Source organism: Tenacibaculum agarivorans, assembly GCF_001936575.1.
GTDB classification, from domain to species: domain Bacteria; phylum Bacteroidota; class Bacteroidia; order Flavobacteriales; family Flavobacteriaceae; genus Polaribacter; species Polaribacter agarivorans.
Genome location: NZ_MSMP01000054.1, coordinates 1 through 19358 on the forward strand (window position 1 = coordinate 1; position 19358 = coordinate 19358).

Genomic DNA, 19358 nt, shown 5'->3' on the forward strand with positions numbered 1-19358 from the left:
GGGGATTGTTTTAACCAAAAGCAGCTTTGTGAAAAGCTGCTTTTTTTTATGTCTAAAAAGAGTTTGTAGAAAAAGATTAAATAAAAATATACCTCTTTTTAAGTTTGGTATTACTATTTTATATTAAAATAAAAAAACCTAACTCATTTGAGTTAGGTTTTTTATTGTGACCTCGGCAGGATTCAAACCTGCAACCTCTTGAGCCGTAATCAAGTGCACTATTCAGTTATGCTACGAGGCCTTTTTAGCGGATGCAAATATAATCCAAATTTTCGAATCAAAAAATTATTCAGAAACTTCTTTTTGAAATTCTTCAACTATTTTTTTTGCTTCCTCTAAATCAGTATCGTTAATTAAGATATCTACTGACTTTCCTAATGTGCCAAACCCGGCTAATCTACCTGATTCTTGATTGTCTTTGACAATGGTATTTATGGTAGCATCATTTAATAATGAAGCCAGACGATTTGATAGTATAGAGGTACCAGAATAAATTTTAATAAAATTACCCATAAGATTGAGGTTTTAGTTTAATCTAAAGAATTCATTGTTACAAAAGCTCGCCAACCAATTATTGCTAACTGGAATTTTGAAGCTTTAGAAATATCCAACTGTTTTTTTGTGAATGATGGTAAAACAGTTTTGTTCAATCGTGCTAAAACTTTAAAGAGTTGCTTTTTCACTGTATAAGGGTTTAATCAAATATAATGAAAAATTAATACAAAAAAGTGGCGAGATTACTGCCCGCCACATATTTTACCCACTTTTCACTTTTCACTTTTCACTTTTCACTTTTCACTTTTCACTTTTCACTTTTCACTTTTCACTTTTCACTTTTCACTTTTCACTTTTCACTTTTCACTTTTTCTTTTCAATCATCTTCTTAGCTAACTCAGCGCCAATTAAAGATTGTAGCAAATTCCCACTGTTTTTTGTACCAGAACTTCCTTCGATATAAGTTGTTGGTAATCTTAAATCCTTTAACTCTTTAGCAACTCCCACTGCAGTTTTAAATTCCCATTCAGCTTTTTCTTGTGGCGTAAGTCCTGCACTTACCAATTTTTGATTTTCATAGGCTTGTGCGTCTGCAGCTAATTTTTTACTTTTTGCTTTAAACTGTTCAACTTCATATTGTTTTTTCTCTTTTATTAAGTTAAACTCAGCAACTTTAGCTTCTGTTTCGGCAGCAATAGTTTGTTGTATTTGTGCTTTTTCTAATCGAGCTCTTTCTTTTGCTTTTTCTGCTTCTCCTTTTGCTTTTTCCTTTTGTGCACGATAAAATTCTCTTTCTGCTTGTTGTTTTTCTAATTGTGTTTGTGCAACTTCTTCTTTTTGTAATTGTAATCTATTATCAAAAGTTTCTTCCCAATCAATTTCAGTAACTACGGCTTGTACCACGGTTAGACCATAAGATTTTAAAGAATTACCTCTTACTCGAACAGGATTTCCATCCTTCATTTTAATGCGAAATCTTTTCTGACGAGATTCTTTGTTTGGAATAGTTCTAGTTACAGTGCTGTCGCCAATAATTTCTGGTTTTTGATTTTCAACATACTCTTCTAAAACATACATTCCATTTTCTAATTGATCTTGGAAATATCTATCGAAATCTGCAGCTTGTCCAGAGATATAATCTTGTGCGGCCATAAGCTTACAGGTGTTTTTAATCGATTGATCTATATTGGGTATAATTCTAGATCGAATTAAATTTTTCTCTGTTTTATTTCTATCAGCAACAGATAAAAATTGCTTTTCATCTGAAATATCTATACTTATCACAATAGAGGTAGCTATTTTACCTTTAACAGCGTCATTAAACTCCCATTGACGAGATTTATCTACATAAGCATATTTACTTTGGTCACCTACCTGTCCTTTTGTGTTAGGAATAACATATTTAACAGGAATTTCAAATTGTATGGGAATTAATCGTCCCCACATTTTAGTTTTTAAACCTTGTTGGAATACCGCCTTTTGCCCTCCCCATGGATATTGTACGGCATAAGCTGTACCTGGTTCTGCATAAAAGAATATTCCTGAGGTTATACTCATTAGTACACCGACAACTATTGCAATGGTACTTTTTTGAGTAGTTAACCATTCAAGATTTTTAATACTTGTAACGAATGGTTTTATAATAATGGAAGTCAATCCTAATAAGATTAATACAATTCCGAAAAATGTTAGCATAGTAATATAGTTTTAATAGTTATCCTTAAAATATTGCCTGAATAAAATCTGACATAAGCTCAATAAGAGTGGTCATAAATTTTAAAAAGTAAAGAATCATTTTTTAGTGGTTTTAATGTTAGTAATTAGTTCAATTTCGAAATTGTTTAGCCAATATATGAGGATTGAAATATGATCTACAAACTTTTTAAAATGATTTTGTAAATTTGAATTTACATATGAAGTTAAAAAAGTTAAAATTGTTTTAATATGAAACTTTTATTTCTTGTTTTAAGTTCTAAATTGAAATATTTATTTTCATTTTATATTCTTTTCTGTTATAAAATAAAGGGCTTTTTTTAGTCGAGTTTCAAAAGCAAAGGATAAATAGTCTTTTTTTATACCGTTTTTAATAAATCCATTTTGCCGATTAAAAAATTAGATGAAAAATAACGAGGTATATTTTTTGATTTTAAGAGGGAAAAATCAAGATTTTTTTGGAGTTATAATTCCTATATTCGCAATACAAAAAAACTGTTAAATGGATATTCTATATATAATTTTAGGATTAGTATTGTTGATTTTTGGTGGAGACTTTTTGGTGAAAGCTTCAGTAGGACTTTCTTTTAAATTAAATATATCTAAAATGGTAATTGGTATGACAGTAGTGTCATTTGCTACTTCAGCCCCAGAATTATTAGTAAGCCTTCAGGCGGCATTAGACGGTTCTCCAGCAATTGCAATTAATAATGTGATTGGATCTAATATTGCGAATATCGGTTTAGTATTAGGAGTTACTGCATTAGTGGGGCCAATTGTAGTCGATAAAGATTTTTACAAGCTAAATTGGCCTGTAATGATGATTTTCTCTTTAGCAATTTATTATTTCTTACAAAATGATAATCAACTTACCAATGTTGAAGGATTAAGCCTGTTTTTAGGATTAGTAGTTTTCTTGATTGTTTTAATCAGATCAGCTAAAGATAAAACTAGCGAAGATGATGATGAAGTAGATGAAAAATTGGCAACAACTGGTTATGGCAAAATTTTTATTTGGTTATTGTTAGGTGCAGTAGCACTGTATTTTGGTTCTGATTTATTAGTAAATGGAGCTAAATCTTTAGCGAAAAGTGTCGGAGTAAGTGAAGGTGTAATTTCTATTACAATGATTGCTATAGGTACAAGCGTTCCAGAACTTGCAGCTTCAATGATTGCAGTTATTAAAGGAGAAAAGGCAATTTCATTAGGTAACCTAATTGGATCTAATATTTTTAATATTGCCTCAGTATTAGGCTTAACTTCAATGATTAAAACCATTCCAATTACTGAACCTCAAATATTAAGTAGAGATATTTTCTGGATGTTATCTTTTGCTCTGGTTATTCTACCATTAGCATTTTTACCTAAAAAGTTTGTTTTAACTAGGGTAAAGGGAGGAATACTGTTCTTAGCGTATTTAGCTTTTATTTATTTAGCTTTTATATAAGAGATTATTTGGATTTTTAATGTTGTTATTTTTCGGAAACAAAAAGCATAATACAAAAAAAGTCCTCATAGGTTTTTAAAACCTGTGAGGACTTTTACTGTAGTAATTATAGGTATAGTATAAAACGATATGATCTAAAACAAAAAAGCTCACAAATACTTTGTGAGCTTTTAATATGTTTTATGACTAATTTTTAAATATCAGCACTTTTTACAGTCTTTACAATAATTCCTGCTACTTTATATGGATCAGCATTAGAAGCTGGACGACGATCTTCTAACCATCCTTTCCATCCTTTCTCAACAGTAATAATTGGAATACGGATAGATGCACCTCTATCAGAAACACCATAACTAAAATCGTTAATAGATGCAGTTTCATGTAATCCTGTTAAACGTTGATCGTTAAACTCACCATAAACTGCAATGTGATCTTTAGCAACTGGTCTAAATGCCTCACAAACTTTTTCGTAAGTTTCTTTACTTCCACAAGTTCTTAATAACGTGTTAGAGAAGTTCGCGTGCATTCCTGAACCATTCCAGTCACCTTTAATTGGTTTTGGATGATATTCAATATAGTATCCGTAATCTTCAGTTAATCTATCTAATAAATAACGAGCTACCCAAATTTGATCACCAGCAGCTTTTGCTCCTTTAGCAAAAATTTGAAATTCCCATTGTCCAGAAGCCACCTCTTGGTTAATACCTTCAAAATTTAATCCAGCATCTATACATAAGTCAGCGTGTCTTTCAACTAAATCTCTACCGTGAGTGTTTTTTCCACCAACAGAACAGTAATACATTCCTTGAGGACCTGGATAACCACCAATAGGGAAACCTAAAGGCAATTGAGTTTCAGTATCCATAATAAAATACTCTTGCTCAAAACCAAACCAGAAGTCATTATCTTCATCATCAATCTTTGCACGTGCGTTAGTTGGGTGTGGAGTTCCGTCCGCATTTAAAACCTCAGTCATTACTAAGTATGCATCTCTACGAGCTGGATCTGGGTAGATCGCAACAGGTTTCAATAAACAATCAGATGAACCACCTTCGGCTTGTTTTGTTGAAGACCCATCAAAAGACCAAATAGGACAATCTTCTAATTTACCACTAAAATCGTCTTCAACTTTAGTTTTACTACGCATGTTTTGTGTTGGAAAATATCCATCCAACCAAATGTATTCTAATTTTGATTTAGCCATGATATATTATTTTAATATCGTTTGTATAGTTTCTAGACAAAAATCAATATTTTTTCATTTACCCCCAAATTTTATAGGGGTAAAATTTAAAAATGTTATAATTTTAAACATAATACCTGTTTTTTTATAGGGTATTAAACTATTTTTGTAAAAAAATAATGATGGCGACAATACGATTTAATGCATTACAAGAGGTTTTAAATAGGAAATCATTGCCTATTGATGAAGTCAATAAGAGATCAGAATTATTTGCGAAGCATGTTTTTAATGATAAAGCTATGCTTCAATATATGACTAGAGAAGCCTATAAAAGTGTTAAAGATGCTATTGAGTTTGGGCACAAGATAGATAGAAAGATAGCTGATCAAATAGCTGTGAGTATGAAAGAATGGGCATTGGCTAGGGGAGCTACTCATTATACACATTGGTTTCAACCTTTAACAGGTGCTACTGCTGAAAAACATGATGCCTTTTTTGAGATCACGGAAGATGGTGCAGTTATTGAACTTTTTGATGGTGGAAAATTGGTCCAACAAGAGCCAGATGCTTCTTCTTTTCCAAATGGAGGTATAAGAAATACGTTTGAAGCCAGAGGTTACACTGCTTGGGACCCAACTTCTCCGGCCTTTATTTATGGGGCTACCTTATGTATTCCTACAGTATTTGTTGCTTACACAGGCGAAGCGTTAGATAATAAAGCCCCTCTATTAAGGGCTTTACAGGCTATAGATGAATCTGCTACTGCAGTATGTAAGTACTTTGATAAAAATGTAAGTAAAGTAAATGCTACTTTGGGTTGGGAGCAGGAGTATTTTTTAATTGATAAAGCATTAGCGGCATCCAGACCTGATATTATGATGACAGGGAGAACACTTCTAGGTCACGCATCAGCAAAAGGTCAACAATTAGAAGATCATTATTTCGGATCCATACCTACAAGAATCATGAATTTTATGCGTGATTTAGAACAAGAATGTATGGTTTTGGGAATTCCAGTAAAAACTAGACATAATGAAGTAGCACCTAATCAATTTGAAATAGCACCAATTTTTGAAGAAGCTAATTTAGCAGTAGACCACAATTCATTACTTATGGATGTTATGGAAAAGGTATCGCAACGTCATAACTTTAAAGTGTTATTTCATGAAAAACCCTTCAAAGGAATAAATGGATCAGGAAAACATAATAATTGGAGTTTAAGTACAGATACAGGAGTGAATCTTTTAAGTCCTGGAAAAACACCAATGAAAAGCTTACAGTTTTTAACCTTTTTTGTAAATACGATAAAAGCTGTTCATGATTATGAAGAGTTAATTAGAGCGTCAATAGCTAGTGCAAGTAACGATCATAGGTTAGGGGCTAATGAAGCGCCGCCAGCTATTATTTCTGTATTTATTGGATCGCAGTTATCACAAGTGTTAGATGATTTAGAAAATGTAACCAAAGGAAAACTGTCTCCTCAAGAAAAAACAGATCTTAAGTTGAATATTGTTGGGAAAATTCCTGAGATTCTACTGGATAATACAGATAGAAATAGAACATCTCCTTTTGCTTTTACAGGAAATAAATTTGAATTAAGAGCTGTTGGATCTTGGTCTAATTGCGCTGGGCCTATGACAGTTTTAAATACTATTATAGCAAAGCAACTCAAAGATTTTAAAGTTGAAGTTGACACTTTGATAGAGGAAAAAGGATTAAAGAAAGATGAAGCAATATTTAATGTATTAAGAGAATATATTAAGGCATCTAAGAGTATTCGATTTGAAGGAGATGGCTACGGGGAAGCTTGGGAGAAGGAAGCAAAAAAGAGAGGTTTAAGTAATCATAAAACTACTCCAGAAGCATTAAAAATAAAAATAGCGAAGAAAAGTATTGCTCTTTTTGAAGAAATGAAAGTGATGAATAGTGTAGAAGTAGAAGCGCGTCACGAAATCAAGCTAGAGGAATACGCTAAAAGAATACAAATAGAAAGTAGAGTGTTAGGAGATATTTCTAGAAATCATGTCATACCTACAGCTATCCAATATCAAAATACATTAATAGAGAATGTAAAAGGATTGAAAGAAATCTTTGGTAAAGATTTTGGAAAATATGCCTCAGAACAAATAGACTTAATTAAAAGAATATCGAACCATATTGCTGAAATTAACTCTATGATTGAAGACATGACAGAAGAACGAAAGAAAGCAAATAAGTTAAATGGTCAGGAGAATGCAGATGCGTATTGTAATAAGGTAAAACCATTCTTGGAAGATATTCGTTATCATGTAGATAAATTAGAATTGTTAGTTGATGATAATTTATGGCCATTAACTAAATATAGAGAGTTGCTATTCAATAAATAGTAAAAGTAGTTTGAAAGTATCACCGTTAACTAAAGAGCACTGGCCAGATGTAGCGTTAATTTATAAGGAAGGAATTGAAACGTATAATGCCACATTTAGAAAAACTGTTCCCACTTGGGAATCATGGAGTACTAAATGTCATAAGCATTCTCGTTTTGTTGTTGTAGATAATGATTTTGAGGTGTTAGGTTGGTGTGCTTTAACTCCTGTTTCTGATAGGTATGAATATAGGGGAGTAGCTGAAGTTAGTGTTTACATAAAATTATCCTCAACAGGGAAGGGTATAGGTAGCATGCTTATGCAAAAATTAATAGAATCATCTGGAGAAAATAATATATGGTCATTATACTCAAGTATGTTTCCTGAAAATATAGGAAGTATTAAACTTCATGAGAAATACGGATTCAGAAAAATAGGGTATCGAGAGAAAATAGCTGAGTTAAATGGTGTTTGGAGAGATACAGTTATCTATGAAAGAAGAAGTAAAGATGTGAATTACTTTGATAGTCTAGTGTTTTAAAGTAATTTTGCAGCCAACAACAACACAATATTAATGAGTCAAGAAGTTTCTAAAAGATACGCGCAAAGAGGTGTTTCCGCTTCAAAAGAAGATGTTCATAATGCTATTAAAAATATTGACAAGGGGTTATTTCCTAAGGCCTTTTGTAAAATAGTTCCTGATTATTTAACTAATGATGATGAGCATTGTTTAATTATGCATGCTGATGGAGCAGGAACAAAATCTTCCTTAGCATACATGTACTGGAAAGAAACTGGTGATATTTCAGTATGGAAAGGAATTGCACAAGATGCGTTAATCATGAATATTGATGATTTATTGTGTGTAGGGGCTACAGATAATATTATGCTTTCTTCAACTATTGGAAGAAATAAAAATTTAATTCCTGGAGAAGTTATTTCTGCAATCATTAATGGTACGGAACAGTTGATTAAAGAATTGGCAGCGTTCGGAGTTACGATTCATTCTACTGGTGGAGAAACAGCAGATGTTGGTGATTTAGTAAGAACTATTATTGTTGATTCTACAGTTACTGCTCGAATGAAAAGAGCTGATGTAATCGATAATGCAAACATAAAGCCTGGAGATGTAATTGTTGGATTGGCATCTTTTGGTCAAGCTACTTACGAAAAAGAATACAATGGAGGAATGGGAAGTAACGGATTGACTTCTGCTCGTCATGATGTTTTTAATAACTATTTAACAAGCAAATATCCTGAAAGTTTTGATGCAGCTGTACCTTCGGATTTAGTGTATTCTGGAAATGTAAAGTTAACAGATGAGGTAGATAACTCGCCAATTGATGCCGGTAAATTAGTGTTATCACCAACAAGAACTTATGCGCCAATTATAAAAGAGATTTTATCAAAATATACTTCGGATGCCATACATGGAATGGTACACTGTTCAGGAGGAGCGCAAACTAAAATTTTACATTTTGTAGATAATGTTCATGTGATAAAAGACAACATGTTCGAAATTCCACCTCTATTCAAGTTGATCCAAGAACAATCAAAAACGGATTGGAAAGAAATGTATCAGGTATTTAATTGTGGTCATAGAATGGAGTTGTATGTTTCTTCGGAAGTTGCGGATGAAATTATTTCAATCTCAAAATCTTTCAATGTAGAGGCTCAAATAGTAGGAAGAGTAGAAACATCAGAAGAAAAGAAACTTACTATAAAAAGTGAGTTTGGAACTTTTGAATATTAAGTAATAAGTCATTAAAATATTGAAGAGGCTGTCTGAAAAGTATTGAAAAACGTCATTCTGAATTTATTTCAGAATCCCATCTATCTGATTTTTTAATTATAATGAGAAACTGAAACAAGTTCAGTTTGACGAAAAATAGACTTTTTAGACAGTCTCTTTTTTATAAGGCTATTTTTACTTCAAATCCAATAGCATCCGAAATAGCTCCGTTTTTAATCTTGCTTTTATAACTTACATTCCAATCACGTCTATCAATCTTAAAACGAGCAAACATTGTTTTTTCGTCATAATTAAATTCTACTTTAAAATCTACAGGTTTTGTAATTCCTTTAATTGTCATGTTTGCTTTCATTCTACCTTTATGCTTTTCAAAATATTCTACAGAAATAATACTCAGTGTAGCAATAGGGTATTTTTTAACATCAAAAAAATCAGGATCTTTTAAGTGATTGATTAAACTCTCTTTTCCTTCGTCTTCTTTAATGTCTGTATTGGTCATAGAATTCATGTCAATGATAAATTCTCCACCTGTAATTACCTCATTAGTTTTTATAAAGTAACCTTCTTTGAATTGTATGAATCCATCATGACCTGCGAAATTAAAAGTGTACTCACCAATCCATTTAATAGTGCTTTTAGGTATATTAATATGTAGTTTTTCCTGCGCATTACTATGAAATATCAGGAATAAAAGACAAACGAAAAGAATACTAATTTTTCTCATTGATTTAGTTTTTAAATTTTGAGTAAAACTATTTCTATGCTTCGTTAAAAATGTCAAATGAATGCAAAAGAAGTGTCAAAATTAAACTAATAACGTGAGTTCGATTTAAGAATATATTTTTAAACATGTAAATCAGTCGATCACGTCATTACGATGAATGAAACTCAGTGAAGTGAAGAAGTAATGTATTAATTTAATAACGAAAATATCGTTTATAAGACAAAGATTGCTTCATCCGTTTCACTGCTTCGCAAAGACTTCCTTGTTTACAAGGGATTCAAGGTAAAATTACATCGAACTCACGCTAATATGTATACAATTGGTAGGATTTATTCTTGATGAAGTCTATTATTCCATTCGTTCAAATTCAAAATCAATAGCAAATTCATCATTAGCAACTTTTGCATGTAATTTTTCTTCTTCTAACCAATATGTTATTTTTTTAGGAAAATCGTTATCTGGATTTTCGCAAGTAAAGGAAGTATTGCTCAATTCTGTAATTTTAAACAATGTGGGGTTTTCATTTACGCCAGTAACTTGAAATTGTTTGACACCATTTATAGAAACAATACTTAAATCTTCTCTAAAAACAGTATCTTTATTTTGAAGGGTAAAACCTAAACCTGAGTAATTTTCATTCCAAAACTCGTAGGTAGATTTACTAGGTTCGTCGTTAACTCTTTTCCATTTTCCAATTAAAAACTTAGGATTTTGTATTTCTTTCTTACAAGATAAAATTGAGAAAGCGGCTAAAAGTAAAATTAAGTGTCTCATACCTACTAGTTTTTGTTCAAACGCTGATTTTCAGTGCAACAAATTTAAAGAAAAGTCGTAAATTCGCACACCAACGAAAAGAATAATGCTAGACAAATTACAAATTGTAAAACAGCGCTTCGATGAAGTATCAGATTTAATTATTCAACCAGATATAATTTCTGATCAAAAGCGTTATGTTCAATTAAATAAAGAATATAAAGATTTAGGTAAAGTAGTCAAAAAAGCGAATGAGTATGAGTCGCTTTTAAACACTATGGAAGAAGCTAAAGAAATTATTTCTGATGGTAGTGATGCTGAAATGGTTGAAATGGCAAAAATGGAGATGGATGAAGCGAAGGAAAGAATTCCTGTTCTTGAAGAGGAAATCAAGTTTCTATTGATACCTAAAGATCCTGAAGATTCTAAGAATGCAGTTGTGGAACTTCGAGCAGGTACCGGAGGAGACGAAGCAAGTATATTCGCGGGTGATTTGTTTAGAATGTATTCTAAATATTGCGAAGGAAAAGGTTGGAATGTGTCTATTGTAGATTATAGTGAAGGAACTAATGGAGGATTCAAAGAAATTCAGTTTGAAGTTTCAGGTGAAGATGTGTACGGAACATTAAAATTTGAAGCTGGGGTGCATCGAGTACAACGTGTACCACAAACAGAAACACAAGGTAGAGTACATACTTCAGCAGCAACGTGTATGGTTTTTCCTGAAGCGGAAGAGTTTGACGTGGAGATTAATCCTAAAGACGTACGTATTGACTTTTTCTGTTCTTCTGGTCCAGGAGGTCAATCTGTAAACACAACTTATTCTGCTGTACGATTAACACATATACCAACTGGTTTAGTGGCACAATGTCAAGATCAAAAGTCACAGCATAAGAATAAAGAAAAAGCATTTAAAGTACTTCGTTCTCGTTTATATGATTTAGAATTAGCCAAAAAACAGGCTGAAGATGCAGCCAAGAGAGGTTCCATGGTAACATCAGGAGATAGATCAGCTAAAATTAGAACCTATAATTATCCACAAGGAAGAGTTACAGATCATAGAATTGGGTTAACGTTATATGATTTACAAAACATTGTTAATGGAGACGTTCAGAAAATTATTGACGAATTAATGTTGGCAGAAAATACTTCTAAACTTAAAGAATTAGGAGAAACAATATAAAATAAAACGCAACCAAAGGTTGCGTTTTTAGTTGCTATATTTGTGATCTTATGAAATATAGTAGAGATAAACTTCACACCATAGCGTTTTACAATGTTGAAAATTTATTCGATACCATAGATGATCCTTTAACAAATGATGATAAATTCACGGCTAAAGGAGAACGTAAATGGACGTACAAACGTTATTATAAAAAATTAAAGAAAATAAGCTATGTTATTTCTCAAATAGGAAAAGATGTTTCTAATGAACCGCCAATGATTGTGGGTTTAGTGGAAGTAGAAAATACTAGAGTTTTAGACGATTTAACTGCTCAGAAAGATTTAAGAAAATATGGATATCGTTATGTGCATTATGAATCTAAAGATGAAAGAGGAATAGATACAGCTTTATTATTTAGAGATCAATTTTTTCAGCCTGTTAATTCAGATAAATATCAATTAGACTTCATAGAAGATGATGGAACAAAAGATCATTCAAGAGATGTATTGGTTGTCTCAGGTTTTTTGAATGATGAATTAGTCCATATTATAGTAAATCATTGGCCATCTAGAAGGGAAGGGGAGAAAGAGACGAGATTCAAGCGAATTAAAGCTGCAGAAACAGTTCATAAAGCAATAAATAAGATTAAAGAAGATGATAAGGAGGCTAGAATCATTGTTATGGGAGATTTTAATGACAACCCAACTTCAGAAAGTATAAAAGATCACTTAGTAACTACTGATTTTTTTAATCCTATGGATGAACTCTATCGAAAAGGGCAGGGTACTTTAACTTTTAAAAAAGAATGGTTTTTGTTTGATCAGATCATTTTATCAAGGAATTTCATAAAAAAGAATGTTGGGATTCATGATTTTTTAGAAGCCAAAATTTTTAATAAAAGATGGTTAAAAACACATAGAGGTAAATATAAGGGCAGTCCGTTTAGAACTTATATTGGTCCATGGTATAAAGGAGGGTTTTCTGACCACTTTCCTATATTTATTACTCTAACTAAAAGAAAATAAAAAATCCAGCTTAAAAAGCTGGATTTTGAATATGTATAAAGTTTATTTTTACTCCACAGTTACAGACTTTGCCAAGTTTCTTGGTTGGTCTACATTTTTCCCTAATAATACTGCTATATGATAAGAAAGTAATTGTAAAGGAATTGTTGTTAATAAAGGAGTGAAAGCCTCTTCAGTTTCAGGAATTTCAATTACATGGTCTGCAATTTCTTTTACAGTAGTATCGCCTTCAGTAACTATCGCTATAATTTTTCCACTTCTTGACTTTATTTCTTGAATATTACTAACTACCTTTTCATAATGACCTTTTCTTGTTGCAATAACAAAAACAGGCATATTTTCATCGATTAAAGCAATTGGACCATGTTTCATTTCCGCAGCAGGGTATCCTTCGGCATGGATATAAGAAATTTCTTTAAGCTTTAAAGCTCCTTCCAAAGCTACAGGAAAATTAAACCCTCTACCTAAATATAAACAGTTGGTAGCATCTTTATAGTGATCAGCTATTTCCTGAACTAAGGAATCAATTTTTAGCAATTCTTCAACTTGTTTTGGAATTTGCTGCATGGTTTGTAAATAAGTATTTACTGCAGATTTAGATAAAGTACCCTTAGCTTGAGCAAGTTTTAATGCAATTAAAGAAAGTACTGTTATTTGAGTCGTAAAAGCCTTGGTAGAAGCTACGCCAATTTCAGGACCAGCATGAGTATATGCTCCAGCATGAGTTTCTCTAGCAATTGAGGAACCTACTACATTACATACTCCAAATACAAAAGCTCCTTTAGATTTAGCTAATTTAATTGCAGCTAGAGTATCTGCAGTTTCTCCAGACTGAGAAATAGCGATAACAACATCCTTAGGAGTAATTATAGGGTTTCTATATCGAAACTCAGATGCATACTCTACCTCAACAGGAATTCTGGCCATATCTTCAAGTAGATATTCTCCAACTAATCCAGCATGCCATGAAGTACCACAAGCAATAATGATTATTCTATCAGCATTTAAAAACTTTGGGAAATTATCATCTACTCCAGACATTTTAATAATTCCCTCATCAGGTAACATTCTACCTCTAAAAGTATCTATAATTGCTTTAGGTTGTTCATAGATCTCCTTTAACATAAAGTGATCATATCCACCTTTTTCTATTTGGTCAAGATTTAGTTTAAGTTCTTGGATATTAGCGTCAATTAACTTGTCATTTTCAATTTTTCTAACTCTAATTCCTCTGCCTTTTTTGATGATTGCTAATTCACCATCTTCTAAATATACTGCATCTTTAGTATATTCAATAAAAGGCGATGCATCTGAAGCTACAAAAAACTCTTCGTTATTTTTTCCTATACCTATGGCTATAGGACTTCCTAACCTTGCTACAACAATTTCATTAGGTTTAGTTTTATCAAAAACAGCAATAGCATAAGCTCCTATCACATTTGTTAAAGCTAATTGAACGGCTTTACCTAGTTTGCAGCCTTCATTTTTCTTTATTTCTTCAATTAAATTAATTAATACTTCGGTATCAGTATCACTTTGGAATGTATACCCTCTAGAAATTAATTCTTTTTTTAAGGTGTCATAATTCTCAATAATACCATTATGTACAACAACTAAATTTCCAGATTCAGAAAAATGAGGATGTGAATTCACATTGTTAGGAATACCATGTGTTGCCCATCTGGTATGACCGATACCTATTTTTCCTACCTTTCTAGTTTCATCAGAGTTAGTAATAACTTCGAGGTCTGATACCTTACCTTTGGTTTTTGATAGGTTCATGTTTTCTCCATCGAACATCATGATTCCTGCACTGTCATACCCTCTATATTCTAGTCTTTTAAGACCATTAATAACAATAGGATAAGCCTCTCTTTCTCCAATATAACCTGTTATTCCGCACATAATTTTTGGTTTTTTGGGTTAGTTACTCTCTTTCTCTTCTGTAAAGGATATAACTAATTTAGCTTTTTTTTCAGTATCACTTGCGGTTTCTGCAAATAACGTTATTCCCCTAGGATTCCAGTTGTAAGGTTGAACCTCGGTATCAACTACTCTAGTATTAGGATTTATTGAAAAATCAGTTGGATTATTAAAAACTTTCAGAACTAATTCTGGATTTTCGTTTGTTTCTCCAGTAATGTAATCTGAAATATAATCTGTGATTCTTATTCTATAACTTACAGGTTTTCTTGGTTCCACTTCCTCGTCATATTCCAAGGCACCTCCAAATGTAATTGGTTCACTGTAGCTATCCTTAATGTGTTCACCATCATTTCTGTGTGCAAATACCCTCAGAGGAACATGAGTGGTATCTCTGGAAGCATCAATATTAAAAATTAAAGAAGCATCATTTATTAATACATCTCTATCTCTAAGTGCTTTTAACTGATCTTCGTCAATTTGGATTTTGACAATACTTCCTGCTGTACCTTGAATGATAAAACTACCTGGAGGAGGTTCTTTCTGAGCCGCAGGGACCTTATAAATGCTGTTCCTAACTCCTGATAAAGGAAAAGAAAATGAAGTTCGAATGGTATCCTTAAAAGTTAAATCAGTAGCCCCCTCTTTTATTTCATATAAAGAAACAGTATGATAAAATTCTAAACTAGCAGAAGCAGTTGTACCAGCCAATTGTATTGGAACCATAGCCCCATCATTACTATTATTATCAATTTCTATAAGTAAACCTCTGAAGTAATTGTTCAGGTTATTTTGGTTAGCAAAGTTATCACTACTAAACTGATCCCAGAATAAACTTTTCATTTTATCTAAATCTAGAGGAATAGCTAAAAATGGATCTGGAGGATCTATTATACTACTAGCATCGCTACTTTTTAATCTAATAGTATCATTAAAAGATGTTGTCTTTACCCCATTTACATCTACCAAGCTTCTAGAAAACACATACATAGTATCGTTTGGACTTGGAGAAAAGCTATAGTTTAAAACAGCATTTAAAGGCATTGTCATATCTTTTTTTGTATAATCTTTATTAGACAAAAAAGTATTACCTTCTGATGGGTTATTGGGATTTAATGTGTTTAAAAAAGTATCGTTTTGAAAAATATTTAAAGTGACAGGGGTAGATGCGTCTCCTAATAATGAATCTAATCTAAATTTAGGTAAAGCCTCTCCTGACTGTCTTATGTTAGTTGCAGTGTATGGAATTTTTAAAATTACAGCATCTAGATTATAGATAGAATCTATTTTTCTACTTTGTTCTGTTTCATCTTGAGCACTTTTAACATCCGCTATTTTAGGATTTACAGTACTTAGATTTAATTGACTAACAAAAGATGACTTGATAGTTTTATAATCTGGATTATTGTATACACCTAACCAATATTGTATGTCATTTTGAAATGAACCAATGTTTAGGTTATCTGCTCTAACAGCATCTAAATTTTCAGATGTAATTGTAATATCAAGCTCTATTTGAGTTGTATTGAATTCGTTATTACTAATTACATTACCACCTATTTCTTTAAAGTCTTTCTCACATGAGATTACAAGCGAGAAAAAGATAATAGATAGAACTACATAAGAAATCTTTTTCATTCTAAAATATGTTTAAATAAATTTTTAAGAATCTTGAAGTTCTAAAACGTTTTGTTTGTAAAAATCAAGATAAGCTTCAGTTAAATATTCCTCAGATTGGTAGTTGAGTATGGTAATATCGTTTTTTGAAATAAATTCATCTAAATCATCTGAAAAATCGCTACTACCTTTAATAATAGCATCAGAATTTAAGATAGCATTTTTTAGTATATTTTCATGACTAGGGGTTTCTAAGAAAGAAACAGAGTCATTATCAATTTTGTCAAATTTAACTTTATCAGCAAGGTTTTTATTCAATTCTCCTGGGAATTCATTGCTGTATAAAGAAGTAACAATTTTACTTTCATTAAAAAGAGGTTCTTCTTTATAGTATTCTTTTAGATACATAGGTAGTAAAGAAGCCATCCAACCGTGAACATGAATAATATCAGGTGCCCAATTTAGTTTCTTTACAGTTTCTACAACACCTTTGGCAAAGAATATCATTCTTTCATCATTGTCCTCAAATAGTTTATCATCCTCATCAGTATATATGGCTTTACGCTTAAAATACTCATCATTATCAATAAAATATACTTGCATCCTTTCTTTAGGTATAGAAGCAACTTTTATGATTAATGGCATATCCATATCGTTGATGATAAGGTTCATACCAGACAGACGGATTACCTCGTGTAATTGATGTCTTCTTTCGTTAATAACCCCAAAACGAGGCATAAAAATTCGTGTTTGAACCCCTTTTGAATGTGCATATTTAGCAACATTAAACGCTGTAGATGATAATTCTGTTTCTGGTAAATACGGAATAACTTCCGAAGAAACATACAATATTCTCTTATCCTTCATTAAATCGAACTCTTTATAAAGCGGCAAAACTACGAAATTTTATGCTAATATCCTGTTAAATTGCTAATTTTGCTGGCATCGTAATTAATTCATTGATGAAAATATTCAAATCTAAATCTGATTTTAAAGATTATATTTCTTCGGAAAAAAACAAAGGAAAAACCATTGGTTTTGTTCCCACTATGGGGGCTCTACATAAAGGTCACTTATCTTTAGTAGAAAGAGCAATTAAAAAAAATGACCTTACTGTAGTTAGTATTTTCGTTAATCCTACTCAATTTGATAATAAGGAAGATTTGGATAAATATCCGAAAACGTTTGAGAAAGATGTTGAATTATTAGAAAGTATTGATTGTGATGTGTTATTTGCTCCTTCAGTGTCAGAAATATATGATGATAATGTAGTTTCTGAAACATTTGATTTTGACGGATTAGAGCATCAAATGGAAGGTAAATTTAGAGATGGACATTTCGATGGGGTTGGTACCATTGTTAAGGCTCTATTTGAGATTGTTGAGCCTAATACAGCCTATTTTGGTAAAAAAGATTTTCAACAATTACAAATTATAAAAAAGTTAGTTCAAAAGTTAAACCTTCCTGTAAAAATAAAAGGGATGCCTATTTTTAGAGAGAAGGATGGATTGGCAATGAGTTCAAGAAACACCAGATTAACTGAAGAACACAGAAAAGCTGCACCTTTTATTCATAAAACGTTAAAAAAGGCAAGAAAAAAAATTGGCACAAAAAATGTTATAGAAATAACGGAGTGGGTAAGGAAGCAGTTTAAAAAACATCCACTTTTAGAACTCGAATATTTTATTATTGCAGATGAAAAAACATTGCAAACAGCGACAGAATTTGAATCAAAAAAGAGATATAGAGCTTTTATAGCTGTTTTTGCAGGTGAAATCCGCCTAATAGATAATGTTCGATTTAAAAACAATTAACAAATTACAAAGAATAAATTCTTTAAAAACAGTATTTTTGCCACATGTTAGTACAAGTTGTAAAATCTAAAATACACCGAGTTAAAGTAACTGGTGCAGATTTAAATTATATAGGAAGCATTACAATCGATGAAGATTTAATGGATGCTGCTGGAATTATAGAAGGAGAGAGAGTTCAAATTGTGAATAACAATAATGGAGAGCGTCTAGAAACCTATGCCATTCCTGGACCCAGAAAAAGTGGAGAAATCACACTAAACGGTGCAGCAGCAAGAAGAGTACAAAAAGGAGATGTGCTAATTTTAATAGTTTATGGATTTTTAGAATTAGAAGAAGCTAAAAAATTTAAGCCTCAACTCGTATTTCCAAATGAAGAAACAAATTTGTTAGAATAAAAAAACTTCAATTTGTCGTTAAAAAAAATAATAAAAACAGTATTACCTCTCGCTTTGGGAGGTTTTTTAGTTTGGTATTCTTTATCAAAAGTTTCTATAGAAACACTACTTCAATATTTTAAAAATGCGAATTATTGGTGGATTGCTTTAGGTTTATTTTTTGGCGTACTAAGCCATTTATCTAGAGCATACCGATGGAAGTTTTTGCTTGAACCGTTAGGATACAAACCTGACTTTGGAAATAGTACAATGGCAGTTTTGGTAGCATATTTAGTAAACTTAACGATTCCTAGAGCAGGAGAAGTTTTTAGAGCAACCGTAATGACTACCTATGAAGACATACCTTTTGAAAAAGGATTTGGAACGATTGTAGCAGAACGAATTGCAGATTTGATTATGATGTTGCTAATTGTTTGTATTACGCTATTTTTTCAGTTTGATTTTATATATGAATTACTGACTAAAAACTTTTCACCAGCTAAAATTTTAATCTTACTTGGAGGGCTTATAATAGGTTTTCTAGTATTTATACGATTTGTAAAACGAGCAACCAAGGGAATAGGTTTAAAAATAAAAAACTTTGTTACGGGGTTAATTGAAGGTGCGATGAGTATTTTAAAAATGAAGAATAAATGGGCATTCATTTTTCATACCGTATTTATCTGGGTGATGTATGTAGCTATGTTTTGGGCTACAGTACCTGCAATTGAAAGTTTTAGTGTGCCTTTTGGAGCGGTGTTAGTCGGATTTATTGCTGGAGGATTTAGCATTGCTGCTACTAACGGAGGAATTGGTTTATACCCTGTAGCTGTTGCAGGTGCATTTGCATTGTTTAATATTGCTGAAGAGCCTGCGAATGCTTTTGGTTGGATTATGTGGACTGCACAAACGGCTATGATTATCATTTTCGGAGGCTTGTCTTTTTTACTATTACCGATCTACAATAAGAATAAATAGTTTGAAGCCCGAAGTTAGAAGACTGAAGATAGAAGTTGATAAGAAATGG

18 protein-coding genes and 1 tRNA gene are annotated in these 19358 nt (G+C 31.8%); 9 read left to right on the top strand and 10 right to left on the bottom strand.

The features are described from left to right. Nucleotides 1-167: 167 nt before the first annotated feature. The 4 genes from BVC87_RS22005 to BVC87_RS22020 all read right to left on the bottom strand — a co-directional run bounded on the left by BVC87_RS22005 (nucleotide 168) and on the right by BVC87_RS22020 (nucleotide 2190). Nucleotides 168-241: transfer RNA gene (locus BVC87_RS22005), tRNA-Arg, on the bottom strand. 44 nt (nucleotides 242-285) lie between these two features. After that, nucleotides 286-513, bottom strand: a complete 228-nt coding sequence (locus tag BVC87_RS22010; RefSeq protein WP_075344564.1) for a putative signal transducing protein — start codon at nucleotides 511-513, stop codon at nucleotides 286-288. Between the two features lie 17 nt (nucleotides 514-530). Then, complete coding sequence (locus BVC87_RS22015) at nucleotides 531-683, bottom strand: SsrA-binding protein (RefSeq protein ID WP_075344565.1); 153 nt, start codon at nucleotides 681-683, stop codon at nucleotides 531-533. 175 nt (nucleotides 684-858) lie between these two features. Further along, nucleotides 859-2190: an SPFH domain-containing protein gene (locus BVC87_RS22020; protein ID WP_075344566.1), complete on the bottom strand. Its 1332-nt coding sequence runs from the start codon at nucleotides 2188-2190 to the stop codon at nucleotides 859-861. A gap of 520 nt (nucleotides 2191-2710) precedes the next feature. On the opposite strand from BVC87_RS22020, the gene BVC87_RS22025 reads away from it, so the two are divergent. Then, on the top strand, nucleotides 2711-3655 hold the full coding sequence (locus BVC87_RS22025; protein ID WP_075344567.1) for a calcium/sodium antiporter: 945 nt from the start codon (nucleotides 2711-2713) through the stop codon (nucleotides 3653-3655). Nucleotides 3656-3848: 193 nt separating this feature from the next. On the opposite strand, the gene BVC87_RS22030 is transcribed toward BVC87_RS22025, so the two are convergent. Further along, complete coding sequence (locus BVC87_RS22030; RefSeq protein ID WP_075344568.1) at nucleotides 3849-4859, bottom strand: glutamine synthetase beta-grasp domain-containing protein; 1011 nt, start codon at nucleotides 4857-4859, stop codon at nucleotides 3849-3851. A 161-nt stretch (nucleotides 4860-5020) separates the two neighbouring features. Between BVC87_RS22030 and BVC87_RS22035 the strand changes: the two genes are divergently transcribed. The 3 genes from BVC87_RS22035 to BVC87_RS22045 are packed head-to-tail and all read left to right on the top strand — an operon-like array spanning nucleotide 5021 to nucleotide 8936. Beyond that, entirely contained in the window at nucleotides 5021-7204 is a 2184-nt protein-coding gene (locus BVC87_RS22035; protein ID WP_075344569.1) for a glutamine synthetase III family protein, read from the top strand. A gap of 10 nt (nucleotides 7205-7214) precedes the next feature. Next, entirely contained in the window at nucleotides 7215-7724 is a 510-nt protein-coding gene (locus BVC87_RS22040; RefSeq protein ID WP_083629698.1) for a GNAT family N-acetyltransferase, read from the top strand. 33 nt (nucleotides 7725-7757) lie between these two features. After that, complete coding sequence (locus tag BVC87_RS22045; protein WP_075344571.1) at nucleotides 7758-8936, top strand: AIR synthase related protein; 1179 nt, start codon at nucleotides 7758-7760, stop codon at nucleotides 8934-8936. Nucleotides 8937-9096: 160 nt separating this feature from the next. Here the strand turns inward: BVC87_RS22045 and BVC87_RS22050 are convergent, their stop codons facing one another. Both BVC87_RS22050 and BVC87_RS22055 read right to left on the bottom strand, forming a co-directional pair. Further along, the gene (locus tag BVC87_RS22050) at nucleotides 9097-9660 is read right to left on the bottom strand and encodes a YceI family protein (protein ID WP_143569881.1); all 564 of its coding nucleotides are present in this window, start codon (nucleotides 9658-9660) and stop codon (nucleotides 9097-9099) included. Nucleotides 9661-10008: 348 nt separating this feature from the next. Then, on the bottom strand, nucleotides 10009-10434 hold the full coding sequence (locus tag BVC87_RS22055; RefSeq protein ID WP_075344573.1) for a DUF6265 family protein: 426 nt from the start codon (nucleotides 10432-10434) through the stop codon (nucleotides 10009-10011). An 85-nt stretch (nucleotides 10435-10519) separates the two neighbouring features. On the opposite strand from BVC87_RS22055, the gene prfA reads away from it, so the two are divergent. Both prfA and BVC87_RS22065 read left to right on the top strand, forming a co-directional pair. After that, a complete protein-coding gene (gene prfA, locus BVC87_RS22060; protein ID WP_075344574.1) occupies nucleotides 10520-11596 on the top strand; it encodes a peptide chain release factor 1 in 1077 nt (358 codons plus the stop codon). A gap of 50 nt (nucleotides 11597-11646) precedes the next feature. Further along, nucleotides 11647-12603, top strand: coding sequence for an endonuclease/exonuclease/phosphatase family protein (locus BVC87_RS22065; protein WP_075344575.1), 957 nt, complete (start codon nucleotides 11647-11649; stop codon nucleotides 12601-12603). 48 nt (nucleotides 12604-12651) lie between these two features. On the opposite strand, the gene glmS is transcribed toward BVC87_RS22065, so the two are convergent. From glmS to BVC87_RS22080, 3 genes are read right to left on the bottom strand one after another with little or no spacing between them, the layout of a single operon-like run. Continuing rightward, nucleotides 12652-14508 carry a glutamine--fructose-6-phosphate transaminase (isomerizing) gene (gene glmS / locus BVC87_RS22070; protein ID WP_075344576.1) on the bottom strand — a complete coding sequence of 619 codons (1857 nt, stop codon included), beginning with the start codon at nucleotides 14506-14508 and terminating at the stop codon, nucleotides 12652-12654. 18 nt (nucleotides 14509-14526) lie between these two features. Continuing rightward, nucleotides 14527-16164 carry a DUF4270 family protein gene (locus BVC87_RS22075; RefSeq protein WP_075344577.1) on the bottom strand — a complete coding sequence of 546 codons (1638 nt, stop codon included), beginning with the start codon at nucleotides 16162-16164 and terminating at the stop codon, nucleotides 14527-14529. A gap of 24 nt (nucleotides 16165-16188) precedes the next feature. Continuing rightward, on the bottom strand, nucleotides 16189-17010 hold the full coding sequence (locus BVC87_RS22080) for a glycogen/starch synthase (protein WP_075344578.1): 822 nt from the start codon (nucleotides 17008-17010) through the stop codon (nucleotides 16189-16191). Nucleotides 17011-17105: 95 nt separating this feature from the next. Between BVC87_RS22080 and panC the strand changes: the two genes are divergently transcribed. Genes panC through BVC87_RS22095 form a run of 3 tightly spaced genes read left to right on the top strand, consistent with a single transcriptional unit; the run spans nucleotide 17106 to nucleotide 19309 of the window. After that, on the top strand, nucleotides 17106-17957 hold the full coding sequence (gene panC / locus BVC87_RS22085; protein WP_075344579.1) for a pantoate--beta-alanine ligase: 852 nt from the start codon (nucleotides 17106-17108) through the stop codon (nucleotides 17955-17957). A gap of 44 nt (nucleotides 17958-18001) precedes the next feature. Further along, nucleotides 18002-18352, top strand: coding sequence for an aspartate 1-decarboxylase (panD, locus tag BVC87_RS22090; RefSeq protein ID WP_075344580.1), 351 nt, complete (start codon nucleotides 18002-18004; stop codon nucleotides 18350-18352). A gap of 12 nt (nucleotides 18353-18364) precedes the next feature. Continuing rightward, a complete protein-coding gene (locus BVC87_RS22095) occupies nucleotides 18365-19309 on the top strand; it encodes a lysylphosphatidylglycerol synthase transmembrane domain-containing protein (protein ID WP_075344581.1) in 945 nt (314 codons plus the stop codon). The last annotated feature ends 49 nt before the right edge of the window (nucleotides 19310-19358 follow it).

Excerpts from the sequence above, each read along its gene's own strand:
- BVC87_RS22025 (WP_075344567.1), top strand. The coding sequence starts at position 2,711 with ATGGATATTCTATATATAATTTTAGGATTAGTATTGTTGATTTTTGGT.
- glmS (WP_075344576.1), bottom strand. The coding sequence starts at position 14,508 with ATGTGCGGAATAACAGGTTATATTGGAGAAAGAGAGGCTTATCCTATT.
- panC (WP_075344579.1), top strand. The coding sequence starts at position 17,106 with ATGAAAATATTCAAATCTAAATCTGATTTTAAAGATTATATTTCTTCG.
- BVC87_RS22020 (WP_075344566.1), bottom strand. The coding sequence starts at position 2,190 with ATGCTAACATTTTTCGGAATTGTATTAATCTTATTAGGATTGACTTCC.
- BVC87_RS22010 (WP_075344564.1), bottom strand. The coding sequence starts at position 513 with ATGGGTAATTTTATTAAAATTTATTCTGGTACCTCTATACTATCAAAT.
- BVC87_RS22055 (WP_075344573.1), bottom strand. The coding sequence starts at position 10,434 with ATGAGACACTTAATTTTACTTTTAGCCGCTTTCTCAATTTTATCTTGT.
- prfA (WP_075344574.1), top strand. The coding sequence starts at position 10,520 with ATGCTAGACAAATTACAAATTGTAAAACAGCGCTTCGATGAAGTATCA.
- panD (WP_075344580.1), top strand. The coding sequence starts at position 18,002 with ATGTTAGTACAAGTTGTAAAATCTAAAATACACCGAGTTAAAGTAACT.
- BVC87_RS22045 (WP_075344571.1), top strand. The coding sequence starts at position 7,758 with ATGAGTCAAGAAGTTTCTAAAAGATACGCGCAAAGAGGTGTTTCCGCT.
- BVC87_RS22030 (WP_075344568.1), bottom strand. The coding sequence starts at position 4,859 with ATGGCTAAATCAAAATTAGAATACATTTGGTTGGATGGATATTTTCCA.
- BVC87_RS22050 (WP_143569881.1), bottom strand. The coding sequence starts at position 9,660 with ATGAGAAAAATTAGTATTCTTTTCGTTTGTCTTTTATTCCTGATATTT.
- BVC87_RS22065 (WP_075344575.1), top strand. The coding sequence starts at position 11,647 with ATGAAATATAGTAGAGATAAACTTCACACCATAGCGTTTTACAATGTT.
- BVC87_RS22080 (WP_075344578.1), bottom strand. The coding sequence starts at position 17,010 with ATGAAGGATAAGAGAATATTGTATGTTTCTTCGGAAGTTATTCCGTAT.
- BVC87_RS22075 (WP_075344577.1), bottom strand. The coding sequence starts at position 16,164 with ATGAAAAAGATTTCTTATGTAGTTCTATCTATTATCTTTTTCTCGCTT.
- BVC87_RS22035 (WP_075344569.1), top strand. The coding sequence starts at position 5,021 with ATGGCGACAATACGATTTAATGCATTACAAGAGGTTTTAAATAGGAAA.